Here is a 13,049-nt window from a genome sequence, read left to right as displayed (position 1 = left end):
CTCGCACCCGGCAAGACCGGACACCCCGAACGCAAAGGGCCCCGTCGTGCGGTGTCAACCGCTCGACGGGGCCCTTCGGCGCAGAACTGGAGGCTTTAAGCCTGGGCGACGCCCTCGGCCTTTGCCGCGGCCGCGACGGCCTCGGCGACCGCGGGGGCCACCCGAGGATCGAGCGGGCTCGGGACGATCTTGTCGACGGAGAGCTCGTCGGCGACGACGGACAGGATCGCCTCCGCCGCGGCGAGCTTCATGCCCTCGGTGATGCGGCGGGCGCCTGCGTCGAGCGCGCCCTTGAACACGCCGGGGAAGGCGAGCACATTGTTGATCTGGTTCGGGAAGTCGCTGCGGCCGGTCGCGACGATCGCGGCGTGCTTGCGCGCGATGTCCGGGTGGATCTCCGGGTCCGGGTTGGACATCGCGAAGATGATCGCCTCGGGGGCCATCGTCGCGATGATCTCCTCCGGCACGGTGCCCGCGGACACGCCGAGGAACACGTCGGCGCCGTCGAGCGCCTCGACGATGCCGCCGGTACGGCCGGCCGGGTTGGTGCGGGCGGCGAGATCGGCCTTGATCTCGTTCAGGTCGCCGCGGTCGCTGGACACGATGCCCTTGGAGTCGAGGACGGTGACATCGGCGATGCCGGCCAGCAGCAGGATGTTCGCGCAGGCGACGCCTGCCGCGCCTGCACCGGAGATCACCACGCGCAGCGCGGTGATGTCACGGTCCTGGACCTTGACCGCACCCTTGAGCGCCGCGAGCGCCACGATGGCGGTGCCGTGCTGGTCGTCGTGCATGACGGGGCAGTCGAGGGCCTCGATGACCCGCTTCTCGATCTCGAAACAGCGCGGGGCCGAGATGTCCTCGAGGTTGACTGCGCCGAAGCTCGGGCGCAGCCGGATGAGGGTCTCGACGATCTCGTCGGGGTCCTTGGTGTCGAGCACCAGCGGGATCGAGTTCAGACCGGCGAATTGCTTGAACAGCGCGGACTTACCCTCCATCACCGGCAGCGAGGCGCGCGGTCCGATGTCGCCCAGTCCGAGCACCGCGGTGCCGTCACTCACGACGACGACGAGACGACTGGTCCACGTGTAGCGGTCCGCGAGCGTCTCGTCCGCCGCGATCGCGCGGCTGACCTGAGCCACACCGGGCGTGTACGCGATCGACAGGGCGCGCTGAGAATCGAGGGGGGCGGTCGTCTCGACAGAGAGCTTGCCGCCGACGTGGCCCGCGAAGATCTCTTCGTCGGTCAGCTCAACCTTTTTCGGTGTGGTTGCTTCAGACACAAGAGACACGATTGCACTCCTACTCATGCCGCTCCCACTCGGGGGCGGGTTACTGGGAAGTAGCAGCGCCGAGGTGGAAATCGACGCAGCCGCAGGTTTTTGGTCGAGATGGGGGTGAGGCTAACCGAGGGTGCACGATCAATTCCCGATTGGTCTACGGGCCGCTGCACTCAACTCGGAAGCGCGAAGGCGCCAGGCGGGGTGAGCCCGGGCGCGAAATCTGCCGCTGGTGAATCCGACTCTCGCTCCGTTACCGGGGGGTAGCACCGGCGCGAAGTGCAACAAGTGTGCCACCGCGGCCTCACCGCACGCAAATCTCACCGGTGAGTAGCTTTTTTGGTGAGCTAACGCCACCACTGGGTCCACAGCAGTAGCCCTGTGACAAAGAACACGCCCACCGAGCCGAAGACGGCCGTGACACCCCGCCGGCGATCGGCAACCCGCTGCGCCAGCAACACCAGCACCACTGCCACGATGTGCGCGCCGACCGACACCTTCCCCGGCCCTGGGAACCCGCGCTGGCCGCCGAGATACGCCGTGCCGAGGACGACCACCGCCAGCACCACAACGCCAGCCGCGACGGCGCCGCTCAGCGCCCGCAGGCCGCGGGCGACTCCCCCGCTGCTCTCGGCGTGGTCCTCGTACTCGTCGACCGACACGTCCCTACCCACCTGCGATGAATCCGCGGACCGAGTCCGCAATGAGCTGCACCGCGATCGCGGCCAGCAGGAGTCCGGCGATCCGGGCCAGCAGCGAGATGCCGCTCACGCCCAGCAGCCGGATCAGCACCGTGGAGAACCGGAGCACCACGAACAGGATGAGGTGAATCGTCAGAATCGCCAAGCCCACCGCCAGCGGGGCACCCGTATGACCCTCGGCCTGGTTCACGAAGACGATCACCGCGGCGATCGCACCCGGCCCCGCCATCAGCGGCGTCCCGAGCGGCACCAGCGCGACATTGACGTCCTCATTGCCCTTCGGCTGATTCGCGTCCCGGCCGGTCAACAGCTCCAACGCGATCAGCAACAGCAGCAGGCCGCCTGCGCCCTGCAGCGCGGGGATCCCGATGTGCAGGTAGTTGAGGATCGCCTGGCCGCCGATCGCGAACACCGTGATGACGGCCAGCGAGACCGCGGGCGCCTGCCACGCGGCCCGGTTGCGCGCCTCCTTGCTCTTGCGGCCGACCAGGGACAGGAAGACGGGGATGGCGCCCGGCGGGTCCATGATCACGAAGAGCGTGATCACGGCCGTCATGTACAGAGTCGTATCGAAGGACATCAGCGCTCCCCCATCATCCCGAGATCACGTCGACGCCGCTGGCCCTGGCCACGATCCGGTCGAACTCGACTGGCGCGGTGAGAAATTCGCCGAGCTTCACCGACTTGTTGACGCCGTGATAGTCCGAGGACCCGGTCACAATGAGGTCGTGTCGGCGGGCGATCCCGGCGAGGATCTCCCGATCCGCTGGCAGGTGGTCGTGATGGTCGATCTCGACACCCGCGAGACCGTCCGCGACGAGTTCGCCGATCTGTTCCATCGCGAGCAGGCGGCCGCGGCTGGCGGCCCGCCCGTGCGCGATCACACTCACCCCGCCCGCGTCGGACACCATCCGCACCGCCTCGGGCAGCGGCGTGTCCGCCTTGTGCACGTAGTAGCGGCCGCCGGTCTTGAGCAGGTCACCGAACGCCTCGTCGACGGACCCGACCACCCCCGCCGCCACGAGCGCCTGCGCCAGGTGCGGGCGCCCGGCCGCGGGCCCGGCCGCGGCCATCACCTCGTCCGGGTCCACGGGCAGGCCGTCGAGCGCCATCCGCTCGGCCATCGCCCGCAGCCGCGACGTCCGCTCGGCTCGCAGCCGTTCACGTTCCGCGGCGAAGGCCGCATTCTTCGGATCGAAGAGGTAGGCGAGCAGGTGAACCGCGACCGGCCTGCCGTCCTCGCCGCGGCCCTCACAGGACATCTCCATGCCACGGACCAGGCTCAGCCCGGCGGGCAGCGCGGCGGCAGCCTCGGCCCAGCCGGCGGTGGTGTCGTGGTCGGTCAGGGCCACCACGTCGAGCCCGGCGTCCGCGGCGTGCCGCACCAGGTCAGCGGGGCTGTCCGTCCCGTCCGAGGCGGTTGTGTGGGTGTGGAGGTCGATGCGCACCGAGCCATTGTCTCAGGCTGTGGGAAGCGAGTTCGACACCTCGCAGCGCAGCGTCCGCCCGAATCCACCGGGGCTAGGATTGACCTGAGATCATCGCCGGGCTCGAGAGGGAGTGGCTGCTGTGCCGTCCATGCCGTCGCTACGCCCGACCCGCAGGTCGCCCGGAATCGCCCCGGCACGAATCCCCGTCCCGACCGCAAGGGCCATCGTGGACTGCGCCGTGTACATCGACGGCGAGCGACTGCCGGGAAAGTTCACCCACTCCGCAGCCCTCGCCGAGGTCCGCGCCAGGGGCAAGGGCTTCGCCTGGGTGGGCTTGCACGCCCCCGACGAGTATCAGATGGGCAGTGTCGCAGAGGTTTTCGGCTTGCACGAGCTGACGGTCGAGGATGCCGTGCACGCCCACCAGCGACCCAAACTCGAGCTGTACGATGACGTACTCTTCCTGGTACTTCGGACCGTGAATTACGTTGAGCACGAGTCGATCACCACGGCCAACGAGGTGGTCGAGACCGGCGAGATCATGATCTTCCTCGGCACCGACTTCGTGGTCACCGTCCGGCACGGCGAACATTCCGGCCTGGCCGGGGTCCGAGCACTGATGGAGGCCAACCCCGGACGGCTCGCACTTGGTCCGTCGGCCGTGTTGCACGCGATCGCCGACCACGTCGTGGATCAGTACCTCGCGGTCACCGAATCCGTCGAGAAGGATGTCGATCTCATGGAGGAGGAGGTCTTCAGCCCCCGCACCCGGGTCGCGATCGAGCAGATCTACCTGCTCAAGAGGGAGATCGTCGAACTGCGCAAGTCGGTGAACCCGCTCGCCAGTCCCCTGCAGCGGCTGAGCCAGGACACCGCCACCGGTGTGCCGAAGGAGGTCCGGCGCTACCTACGCGACGTGCAGGACCACCACACCATCGTCGCCGAGCGCATCGCCGAGTTCGACGAGGTGCTCAGCACCCTCGTCGAGGCCGCCCTGGCCAAGGTGGCCGTGCAGCAGAACACCGACATGCGCAAGATCTCGGCCTGGGTCGCGATCGCCGCGGTGCCCACGATGATCGCGGGCATCTACGGGATGAACTTCGACCACATGCCGGAGCTGCGCTGGAGCTACGGCTATTACGGGGTGGTCGCGGTGATCGTGACCGCGTGCGCCGGTCTGTTCGTCACGTTCCGCCGGAACAACTGGCTCTGACTAGAGCGAGGCGGCCCCGCGGGCCGGGTCACGCACGTCGATCCCGGCCTCCGCCCATGCCTCCCGCAGCGCCGCGGCGCCGCGCAGTCGCACCCAGGCGGCCTCGGTGCCGGTGATCGGTACCGCGGCGAGGAAACGCACCGGATCGGCCGGCTCGGGAAGCTCGAGGTCCTCGACGTCGCTCTCCCCCAGCAGCACCGCGGTGAACGGGGCGTCCTTCCACAGCGGCTCGCCCACGTCGAGCAGGCCGTCGACCGTGAGGACCACGCCCTCCACCGCGGGCGCTGCGGCCAGGATCGCCAGCGTCTTGTGCACACCCGAGGCGACGCCGACACCGCCGCGCAGGGTCAACATCAGCTCCGCGCGAGGCCCGCGCACCGGGTCCGCGATGGCGTCGCTCGGATCACCCATCGGATGCCGCGAACAGCCGAGTGAGACGTACCGGACCAGGTCATCGGAGTCGGCGGGAAATCGGAGTACCTCCAGCGGTTCGAGCCCGAGGAAGGTCACGGAGGCGGCGGAGGGCGCGGGCCCACCGATCCGCTCGGTGAGGTGCGCACGGACGGAGGCGATGACGCTGTCACTCACCCGTTCATCTAACACCCCAAGCCCGGCAGGCACCGATCAGGGCGCCGGGGTGAGCGTCACGGTGACGTCCTCGTCCGACTGCGGCTGCCGGAGGGTGAGCAGTCGGGATTGCTGATCCCAGGCCAGCACCTCGCCGCCGTCGACCGCCACGCTTGCGGGGAAGCCGCGCTGCGGCAGATAGATCTCGGTCGGCGCCGAGAGGTCACGGTCGGGCCGGAAGGTCAGCTGGAGCCGGTCCGCAGACGCCTCCCAGGAGATCGGCGTGCCTGCGACCGCGCGCGGGTACGGCGTGTCGAGGGCGGTGACGAGGTTGCGGGCGGTGCCGTCCTCCCCGTACGGACCCCACGGACCCGGATCGCGCGACCAGTAGCTCACGCCCGCGCCGATCTCCGCTGCCGTGGCGTAGATCCGGTTCACGTAGTCGAGCGCACCGGGGAGCGTCGTGTCGAGCCCGAACTCACCCAGGATGATCGGGGCGTCGCCGAGGACGGCCGCGGTGCGCACGGTGTTGTCGCGCCACGAGGCGACGGTCGCGTCGACCAGATCACCGGAGGTGCCCTCGTAACCCCCGCCGAGATCCATCGGCAGCGGATAGATGTGGGGGCAGTAGGCGATCCGCTGATCGCCCTCGCGGCTGTCGGTGATCGCGCCGAGGCCGCTCGGGGTACCCCAGTTGTTGCCCATCGCCTGCGGCGCCACACAGACCCAGCTGTCCTGGTCGACGGTGCGGATCGCGTCGGTCGACTTCTGGTACAGCGACGTGAGCGGACCGGACTCGAAGACGGGGCCCTGCAGGGTGCCGCCGTAGGGCTCGTTCATCAGGTCGTAGGCGACGACGGCGGGATGGTCGGCGAATCGCTCGGCCACCGCCCGCCACGCGTTCGCGTAGTGCTCGGAGAGCTCGGGGTGAGCGCCGGTGGTGTTCCAGAAGTTGTCGAAGGCCCGGATCACGCCTGCGTCGAGGTAGTACTGCTCCCACATGTCGTGCGATCCGACCGGCAACCCGTCCATGTACGTGGCCCATGCGGGGGCGCCGTTGCCGGTCTTGCCATCGGGGGTGATCGCGCCCGACCAGAGGTCCTGGTGCATGTCGAGCATGACGTGGTAGCCGCGGTCCGCGTACCAGCCGATGCGTTCCTCGACGCGGTCCAGGTACTCCTGGCTGTAGACGCCGGGCTCCGGCTCGACCGAGCGCCAGGAGATCAGGAACCGGACGAAGTTGGTGCCCATGTCGGCGTGTTCCCGCTCGAGGTCGGCCTCGGTGAACTCCGGCATGCCGTCGGGGGTGCTCTTCGCACTGGACGCCGTGTTGAATCCGCGGAGGACGAGCGAACGCCCCTGGTCGTCGGTGAGGTACGACTCGGCAGGCGCCGGATCGGATCGCAGCACCGCGCCAACACCACCGGCGAGGACGAGCGCACCGGCCGCAACGAGGGACACCACTCTGATTCGCCGCACAGGACTCACACCCAACTTTCTGCATGATTCTGGACGCTTGGTCCATTCGATCCCGTTAATGTTGCGGCATGTCTGACGCCAGCGCTGCTGTTTCGGTGAATCCGCAGGTCGATGCCGATTTCCGTGCCCCGTGGCCGGCTGTCGCGACGCTTGCGGCGATCTCGGTCCTGTTCGGGGTCTGGTCGATCACGGGCGCCGTGCTCACCCGAATCCCGGAGCTGCTCGTCCCGAGCGCGATCGGGCTGCCCTTCGGGATCCCGGCGCTGCGCCTGTTCCCGCTGGGCGAGACCACCACCACCAACTGGCTCGTCGATTGCGCTGCGGCACTGGTGATGCTCGCCGTCGTCTGGATGCGGCTGACCGACTCGGCGTGCAGGCACCCTGGCGGCGGTGTCGGGCGAGCCTTCTTTGCTGGCCTGGGTGCCACCGTGATCGGCGTTCTCGCAGGCAACCTGATCCGCACGGTGTACCTGAGCTTCGTGCTGCAGGAGGGACCGGGCGCCTACCTGGCCTCGCTCGTCGGCGGCGCGCTCGTGTCGGTGCTCTGGGGCGCGATCGTCGGGCTGTTCGTGGGCGCAGTCCACGCGCTCGCGCGGCGGATCTCGCGGGGTGTGGTGGCACCCGAAGCGGGCAACGACCTTCCGGCAACGGGCGAGTCGTCGATCGCGGAGGCGGCTACCGCGCGTCCGTGAACCGGATGTCGTGATCGTCGGCATCGGGGTGCGCGAACGTCAGCAACCGCTGCGCCTCGGCCTCGAGTGCGGACGTGGCGCCCTTCGCGAGCGGGGCGAATGTCGCGATCTCGACTGCCGCCGAACGCTTCTTGGCGGTGACCGTGACGAATCCGGCGACCTGGCCACCCACCAGAACCGTCGGCTTGATGATCCCGTTCACCGTGAACACCACCTTGCGGTGCTCGTCGGCGATCACCCGACTCCGGTTCGCGTGGCCGAGCAAGACGCTGTCGTACGGCGCCAGGATCCGTGGCGGCAGGCTACCTGCCGGGTCAGGCCGCGGGGCGTCGGGCAGATCGAACAGTTCGGCACCGTCCTCGTCGACGAACACCCGCAACCTCGGGCGGAGTCGGTCGAACACCTCCCCCAGCCTGGTCAGGCCGGACCAGGCCTGTGCGTCCGCCGCCGACGCCGGGCCGTAGGCCGCCAGGTAGCGCAGGATGATCTCGTCCGGAATCGGTTCGGACAGTGGCGTGTCCGTCCACCGATCCAGGGTGGTGCAGACCGGCTGACCGGACCTGCCCCAGATCCCCCGCGGGGGCACCTGCACGAGCGGGAGCAGGTTCCGGACCCCGTGCGCGAGGGCCACCGGGTCGCGGTCCGGCCAGCGCTCGCCCAGCAGCGGCCGCAACTCGGCCATGCTCCGTGGGGTGTGCTCGAGCGACGCGCGACTCCAGTCCGCGAGCGCCTCGAGGTCCATCCCGACGAGGCCGTTCTTGTGCAGGGTGTTCGTCCGCAGGTCCGCATCCATGATCGGCTGTACCCACGGTCGCAGCGCGAGGGCATCGGCCGCGGTGACCGCGTGCACCGTGCCGCGCATCACGACGATCCGGACCACGTCCCGGTTCTCGATCAACGAGGACAGGTCGGTGGGCCGAAATCCCTTGAGCCGAGCCCACAACGCGAAGTACGGCGCCATCGGCGCCTGCGCTTGCAGGCCGTACAGGTGGCCGACCAACTCGAGCGCACTGCCGCCCGTGCGGCGCAGCAGGTGCTGCCGGTCGAGCGTCGCACGGCTCAGGGCCCTGCGGGACAATCGTTCTCGCCTGGCCTCGAGCCCCGCTGACATTGCACTCCCCTACCGCCGAATGACTACCGACTCAGCACCAAGAGTAGGACACCGCACCTCGAGATTCTCTGCACCCGCGCTCTCACGCGATGCGTCCGGAACGAAGTTCGGTCACCGCGATGTGGGCGGCCCGTCCGATTGCCTGATCGACCACCGGCAGGACGGGATCAGCGCGCGCCGCCCGCGTGAATATGGCTACGGCAACGGGAGTCTCGCCGGGGAAGCCCACCACTGCCACCTCGTTGCGGATCGCCCCGATCGTCCCGGTCTTCCCCGCCACGGTCACGCCCGCATAGGGAAATCCCGAGCGGATTCGGTGCGGCCAGATCTGTCCTGCCATGACCTGCCGGATGAACTGGGCCTGATCCGCAGACACCACCCCGTCGGTCCAGATCGCATCGAGCAGCGACGTCATCTCTCGTGGGGTCGTCGCACTCGTGAACGCCGGGTCATAGGCCGAGACCGCCCACGCCTCGTCATTGTCGGCAAGTACCTCGAACGCTTCCCTCGTCGTGTGCGAATTCGCCTCCTCGAGCAGGGTCCGATGGACATCCGCTGTGCCGCCGATGATTCGCGTGCGGAGCAGTCCGAGTTCGGCGAGTACCCGATCGATGCCGTCGAGTCCCACCCGTCCGAGGATGAGGTCCGCGGCGGCGTTATCGGACACGGTCATCATGGACAGAGCCAGATCACGCCAACTCATCACCACCGGATCCCGGAAGTTCGACACCCCGGTCGGCCCGGGCGTGCAATCCGCGGGATTGATGCGCACCGTCGCTGTCGGTGAGAGGGAGCCCGCGTCGAAAGCCCTGCACAGGGCAACCAAGAGCGGGAGCTTGTAGACGGACGCCGTCACGACGAGTTCGTCGGCACCGACCGAGACGGCGTCTTCGTCGTCGTCCGCTCGCCGCGTTCCGATGCGCCTGGCGTGAAGCCAGCCTGTGCAACCGGCATCGGCGAACACGTCGCGGATCCGCTTCTCTGCGGTCGTGCTCATCGTCCCGCCTTGAGGAGTACCCGGTCCAGTGCGCCGGCCGACGACCCGAGATCGGCACCCGACCGCCAGACGATACGAAGGCGCAGCGCGAGGTCGTCACGCACCATGTCGACCCAGGACACGCCGGGCATCGTTGTCGGCGGAGTCGTCGTCACCCCGAAAGTGCCACCGGCCGCCACACGGGCAAGGAGGTCTCGGGGCCCCGTCGAGACGACCACGTCCGGGTCGAGGCCACGGGACCGCCACATGTCCACGAACAGATCGTGAGCGGGAGGATTGTCCGATCGTGGACCTGTCGACAATGTCAGCCCCCGAAGCATCCGGACCTGCGTCTTCTTCGCGACCGCAACGGGATGGTCTTCCGGCACGACCACCCAGCGCCGAATCTTCAGGACCGGCCCACTGTCGAGACCCGAGAGCAGCGCCGGGTGTTCGACCACGGCAACGTCGAGACTCCCCGTTCGGACGCTCTCCACCAGTTCGGTGGTGGTCGCGGTGGTGGTGACGACCCTGGTGGGCCTTGCCTTGTCGGCGTCGCGGAGCGCGCGGACACACCGAACCACCACGTCGTCGCCGAGCGAGTGGGTGACACCCCACCTCACCGCTGCGTCATGTCCGCCCGCGATGCGCCGGGCCTCGTCCTCGAATCTGGCAGCGTCAGAGACGAGAAGCCGTGCTCGCGGAAGCAACTGCCGCCCAGCATCGGTGAGCCCGACGCCGCGAATGCTGCGGTGGACGAGCTCGGTGCCCAGCCTCTGTTCGAGACGCCGCACGCCCTGCGACAACGGCGGTTGTGTCATTCCCAATCGTGCCGCGGCATTTCCGAAATGCCCCTCTTCCGCAACGGCGACAAAGAAATTCAAATGGCGGACCAGATCCATGGCCACCATTGAATCAGCCGATCGGGGGGCGTCAGGGGCGCGTGACGAATTGCTCCGCACAGAATGACCCCCTGAACTGGAGAGATAGCATTCCCGACTCGTCTCGACGCTGTGACCGTCTTTGCGCACGACGGCGTCGACCCCGACATTGGGGTCATGACCAGACGTCGAGTTCATCCGAAATCAAAGCGGGGCAGCATCGGACATCACGGGGCGCGCACGCTCGCTCTCGCTCTTCCCCTGCTTCTGGGCGCGTGCACGGCCGCCGCGGATCAGACCGTGCCGGATACTTCGGTGGCCGTGACACCGGAACGGCAGTCCCTCGACACGAAACTGGACGCGCTGGAGGCCCGTTACGCCACGCGAATCGGGGTTACCGTAATCAATCCCGCCACCGGCCAGATCTACCAGCATCGGGGCGACGAACGGTTCGCCCTGTGTTCGACATTCAAGACGTACGCGGCCGCCGAGGTACTCCGCCGGACCCGCGCGGGCACATCGTCACTCGACAAACCGGTCCTGGTCGAACCCGGTGACCTCGTGGAGAACTCACCGGTCACCGCGGCCGCCGTCGGCACCCCGATGACACTGCGGCAGATCGCCGAGGCGGCGCTGACCCGGAGTGACAACACGGCGGGCAACTACCTGCTCGAGGAGATCGGCGGACCGCCCGCGATCACCTCACTCGCCCGCGAAATCGGAGACGACAGCACCCGGCTGGATCGGTGGGAGACCGAACTGAACAGCGCGCTCCGCGGCGACCCGCGGGACACCTCCACACCGAACGAACTCGCTGACGGCTACCGGGCACTGCTCCTCGGAGACGCGCTCGGATCTCCCGAACGCGCGCAACTCGTCGACTGGATGCGCGCGAGCAAGACGTCGGACAAGCGAATTCGCGCCGGCCTGCCGGACGGGTGGACCGCTGCGGCCAAATCCGGCGCCGGCCGGTTCGGGACCGTCAACGACGCAGGCGTCGCCTGGGACCAGGACGGCAACCCCCTGGTTCTCGCCATCCTCACCGACAGCCTGACCGATCAGGAAGACGCACCGGGGAACAATCAGGTGGTCGCCGACACCACCGCTGCGGTGGTCGAGGGCATGACCTCGCCATGAGTCACCCCGTGTGTGGAGACCCCTGGTCCTGCTGGAGCTGTCAGATGGCCAGCTTGGCGAGCAGATCCCGCGCCCGCTCGGCGGTCTTCGGCTCGCACAGCACGTCGTAGCGGCCGGCCACCAACTGCATGGTGGAGGCGAAATCACGCTGACCACGCGTTGCGGCGTACGGGATGGTGGTGGAGATCAAACCGAAGATGATGCCGCCGATGATGCCCGCGACCAGCGGGCCGAGGAGGCTGTCGGTGAACAGTCCGAGCAGCAGGCCCAGGAACACACCCAGCCAGGCTCCCGAAACGATGCCGCCACCAATCACTTTCGCCCAGGTGAGGCGTCCGAGAACGCGCTCGACCTGCATCAGGTCGACACCGACGATGGTGACGTCCTCGACTGGGAAGGCCTGATCCGACAGGTGATCGACGGCGCGCTGCGCCTCGGCATAGGTCGGGTACGAACCGATCGGCCAACCGGTGGGAGGGGTCGGCAGCGGCCCGCCGCGTCCGGTCCGATTCGGCTGTGCGAGCGGATTGGTCATCGTCTGTGCTCCCTCATCGGTGATTCAGCTCATGAGAACTGCACTCTCGTCGATGTCCATCTTACTGAGAGTTCGGGTCGAACCGTGTGGTCCGCGCCATGCCTGCCGCGCGCCCCTTGCCCGCGACGACCAGCGCCATCTTGGCGCTCGCCTCGTCGATCATCTCGTCACCGAGCATCGCGGCGCCGCGTCCGCCGCCCGCCGCCGAGGTGTGGAACTCGTACGCGTCGAGGATCATCTCGGCGTGGTCGTAGTCGGCCTGACGCGGGCTGAAAACCTCGTTGGCCGCATCGATCTGGCCTGGGTGGAGCACCCACTTGCCATCGAAACCGAGCGCCGCGGTCCGCCCGGCCGCGCGCCGGAAGGCGTCGACGTCGCGGATCTGCAGGTACGGCCCGTCGATTGCCTCGAGCCCGTGCGCCCGCGCCGCCATCAGGATCGTCATCAAGATGTGGTGGTAGGCGTCGCCCGGCTCGTAGCCCTCCGGCTGCTCGCCGACGACCAGGGTGCGCATGTTGATGCTCGCCATGAAGTCTGCGGGGCCGAAGACCAGCGTCTGCACCCGTGGGCTGGCGGTCGCGATGGCGTTGATGTTGGTCAGGCCGATCGCGTTCTCGATCTGCGCCTCGATGCCGATCCGGCCCACCTCGAGCCCGTTGGCCCGCTCGACCTGGGTGAGCAGCAGATCGAGTGCCTGCACGTGACTCGCATCGGTCACCTTCGGCAACAGGATCGCGTCGATCCGGGCACCCGCGCCGGAGACCACCTCGATGACGTCGGCATGGGTCCACTCGGTGGTCCAGTCGTTGACCCGGACGACCCGGATCTGCTCACCCCACCCGTCGGAGTTCAGCGCATCGACGATCTCGGCCCTGGCCTGCGCCTTGGCGATCGGCGCGACGGCGTCCTCGAGATCGAGGAAGATCTCGTCGGCGGGCAATCCCTTGGCCTTGTCGATCATCTTCCTGCTGCTGCCGGGAACGGCAAGAATCGACCGACGCGGGCGCGCGACCTGCATGTGGACCTCCAGTGTGAATTAGCCTGGCC

14 protein-coding genes are annotated in these 13,049 nt (G+C 68.3%); 3 read left to right on the top strand and 11 right to left on the bottom strand.

From position 1 onward, the window contains the following. Positions 1-95 precede the first annotated feature (95 nt). From FCG67_RS15285 to FCG67_RS15270, 4 genes are all read right to left on the bottom strand, one after another. Positions 96-1,292, bottom strand: a complete 1,197-nt coding sequence (locus tag FCG67_RS15285) for an NAD(P)-dependent malic enzyme (protein ID WP_136910574.1) — start codon at positions 1,290-1,292, stop codon at positions 96-98. 335 nt (positions 1,293-1,627) lie between these two features. After that, positions 1,628-1,942, bottom strand: coding sequence for a hypothetical protein (locus FCG67_RS15280; protein ID WP_246045091.1), 315 nt, complete (start codon positions 1,940-1,942; stop codon positions 1,628-1,630). A gap of 4 nt (positions 1,943-1,946) precedes the next feature. Beyond that, complete coding sequence (locus FCG67_RS15275) at positions 1,947-2,561, bottom strand: MarC family protein (RefSeq protein ID WP_136910573.1); 615 nt, start codon at positions 2,559-2,561, stop codon at positions 1,947-1,949. Between the two features lie 13 nt (positions 2,562-2,574). Then, entirely contained in the window at positions 2,575-3,429 is an 855-nt protein-coding gene (locus tag FCG67_RS15270) for a PHP domain-containing protein (protein WP_136910572.1), read from the bottom strand. Positions 3,430-3,550: 121 nt separating this feature from the next. Between FCG67_RS15270 and corA the strand changes: the two genes are divergently transcribed. Next, positions 3,551-4,624, top strand: a complete 1,074-nt coding sequence (gene corA, locus FCG67_RS15265) for a magnesium/cobalt transporter CorA (RefSeq protein WP_136910571.1) — start codon at positions 3,551-3,553, stop codon at positions 4,622-4,624. Here corA and FCG67_RS15260 read toward each other — a convergent pair whose 3' ends face one another. Together FCG67_RS15260 and FCG67_RS15255 are read right to left on the bottom strand one after the other, a co-directional pair. Beyond that, complete coding sequence (locus FCG67_RS15260; RefSeq protein ID WP_136910570.1) at positions 4,625-5,212, bottom strand: suppressor of fused domain protein; 588 nt, start codon at positions 5,210-5,212, stop codon at positions 4,625-4,627. Positions 5,213-5,248: 36 nt separating this feature from the next. After that, complete coding sequence (locus FCG67_RS15255) at positions 5,249-6,652, bottom strand: cellulase family glycosylhydrolase (RefSeq protein WP_246045090.1); 1,404 nt, start codon at positions 6,650-6,652, stop codon at positions 5,249-5,251. An 86-nt stretch (positions 6,653-6,738) separates the two neighbouring features. On the opposite strand from FCG67_RS15255, the gene FCG67_RS15250 reads away from it, so the two are divergent. Beyond that, positions 6,739-7,362 carry a hypothetical protein gene (locus FCG67_RS15250; protein ID WP_136910568.1) on the top strand — a complete coding sequence of 208 codons (624 nt, stop codon included), beginning with the start codon at positions 6,739-6,741 and terminating at the stop codon, positions 7,360-7,362. Here the strand turns inward: FCG67_RS15250 and FCG67_RS15245 are convergent. From FCG67_RS15245 to FCG67_RS15235, 3 genes are all read right to left on the bottom strand, one after another. Then, positions 7,346-8,473, bottom strand: coding sequence for a winged helix DNA-binding domain-containing protein (locus tag FCG67_RS15245; protein WP_136910567.1), 1,128 nt, complete (start codon positions 8,471-8,473; stop codon positions 7,346-7,348). The two genes, FCG67_RS15250 and FCG67_RS15245, sit on opposite strands and share 17 nt — an antisense overlap. Positions 8,474-8,555: 82 nt before the next feature. Further along, positions 8,556-9,470 (bottom strand): serine hydrolase, encoded by a 915-nt coding sequence (locus FCG67_RS15240; protein ID WP_136910566.1) that lies wholly within the window; start codon positions 9,468-9,470, stop codon positions 8,556-8,558. Further along, positions 9,467-10,360 carry a LysR family transcriptional regulator gene (locus tag FCG67_RS15235; protein WP_136910565.1) on the bottom strand — a complete coding sequence of 298 codons (894 nt, stop codon included), beginning with the start codon at positions 10,358-10,360 and terminating at the stop codon, positions 9,467-9,469. The genes FCG67_RS15240 and FCG67_RS15235 overlap by 4 nt, the downstream gene beginning before the upstream one ends. Before the next feature lie 147 nt (positions 10,361-10,507). Here FCG67_RS15235 and bla point away from each other — a divergent pair, with 147 nt between their 5' ends. Beyond that, positions 10,508-11,467 carry a class A beta-lactamase gene (gene bla, locus FCG67_RS15230; RefSeq protein ID WP_136910564.1) on the top strand — a complete coding sequence of 320 codons (960 nt, stop codon included), beginning with the start codon at positions 10,508-10,510 and terminating at the stop codon, positions 11,465-11,467. A gap of 40 nt (positions 11,468-11,507) precedes the next feature. On the opposite strand, the gene FCG67_RS15225 is transcribed toward bla, so the two are convergent. After that, positions 11,508-12,002 (bottom strand): YflT domain-containing protein, encoded by a 495-nt coding sequence (locus tag FCG67_RS15225; RefSeq protein ID WP_077042429.1) that lies wholly within the window; start codon positions 12,000-12,002, stop codon positions 11,508-11,510. 61 nt (positions 12,003-12,063) lie between these two features. After that, positions 12,064-13,020, bottom strand: coding sequence for an HpcH/HpaI aldolase/citrate lyase family protein (locus FCG67_RS15220; RefSeq protein ID WP_136910563.1), 957 nt, complete (start codon positions 13,018-13,020; stop codon positions 12,064-12,066). Positions 13,021-13,049 lie beyond the last annotated feature (29 nt).

It is taken from the genome of Rhodococcus oryzae (assembly GCF_005049235.1).
Classification (GTDB): Bacteria; Actinomycetota; Actinomycetes; order Mycobacteriales; family Mycobacteriaceae; genus Rhodococcus_G; species Rhodococcus_G oryzae.
Note: the sequence above shows the minus strand (reverse complement) of the source record. Positions and strands in the feature narration are given on the sequence as shown.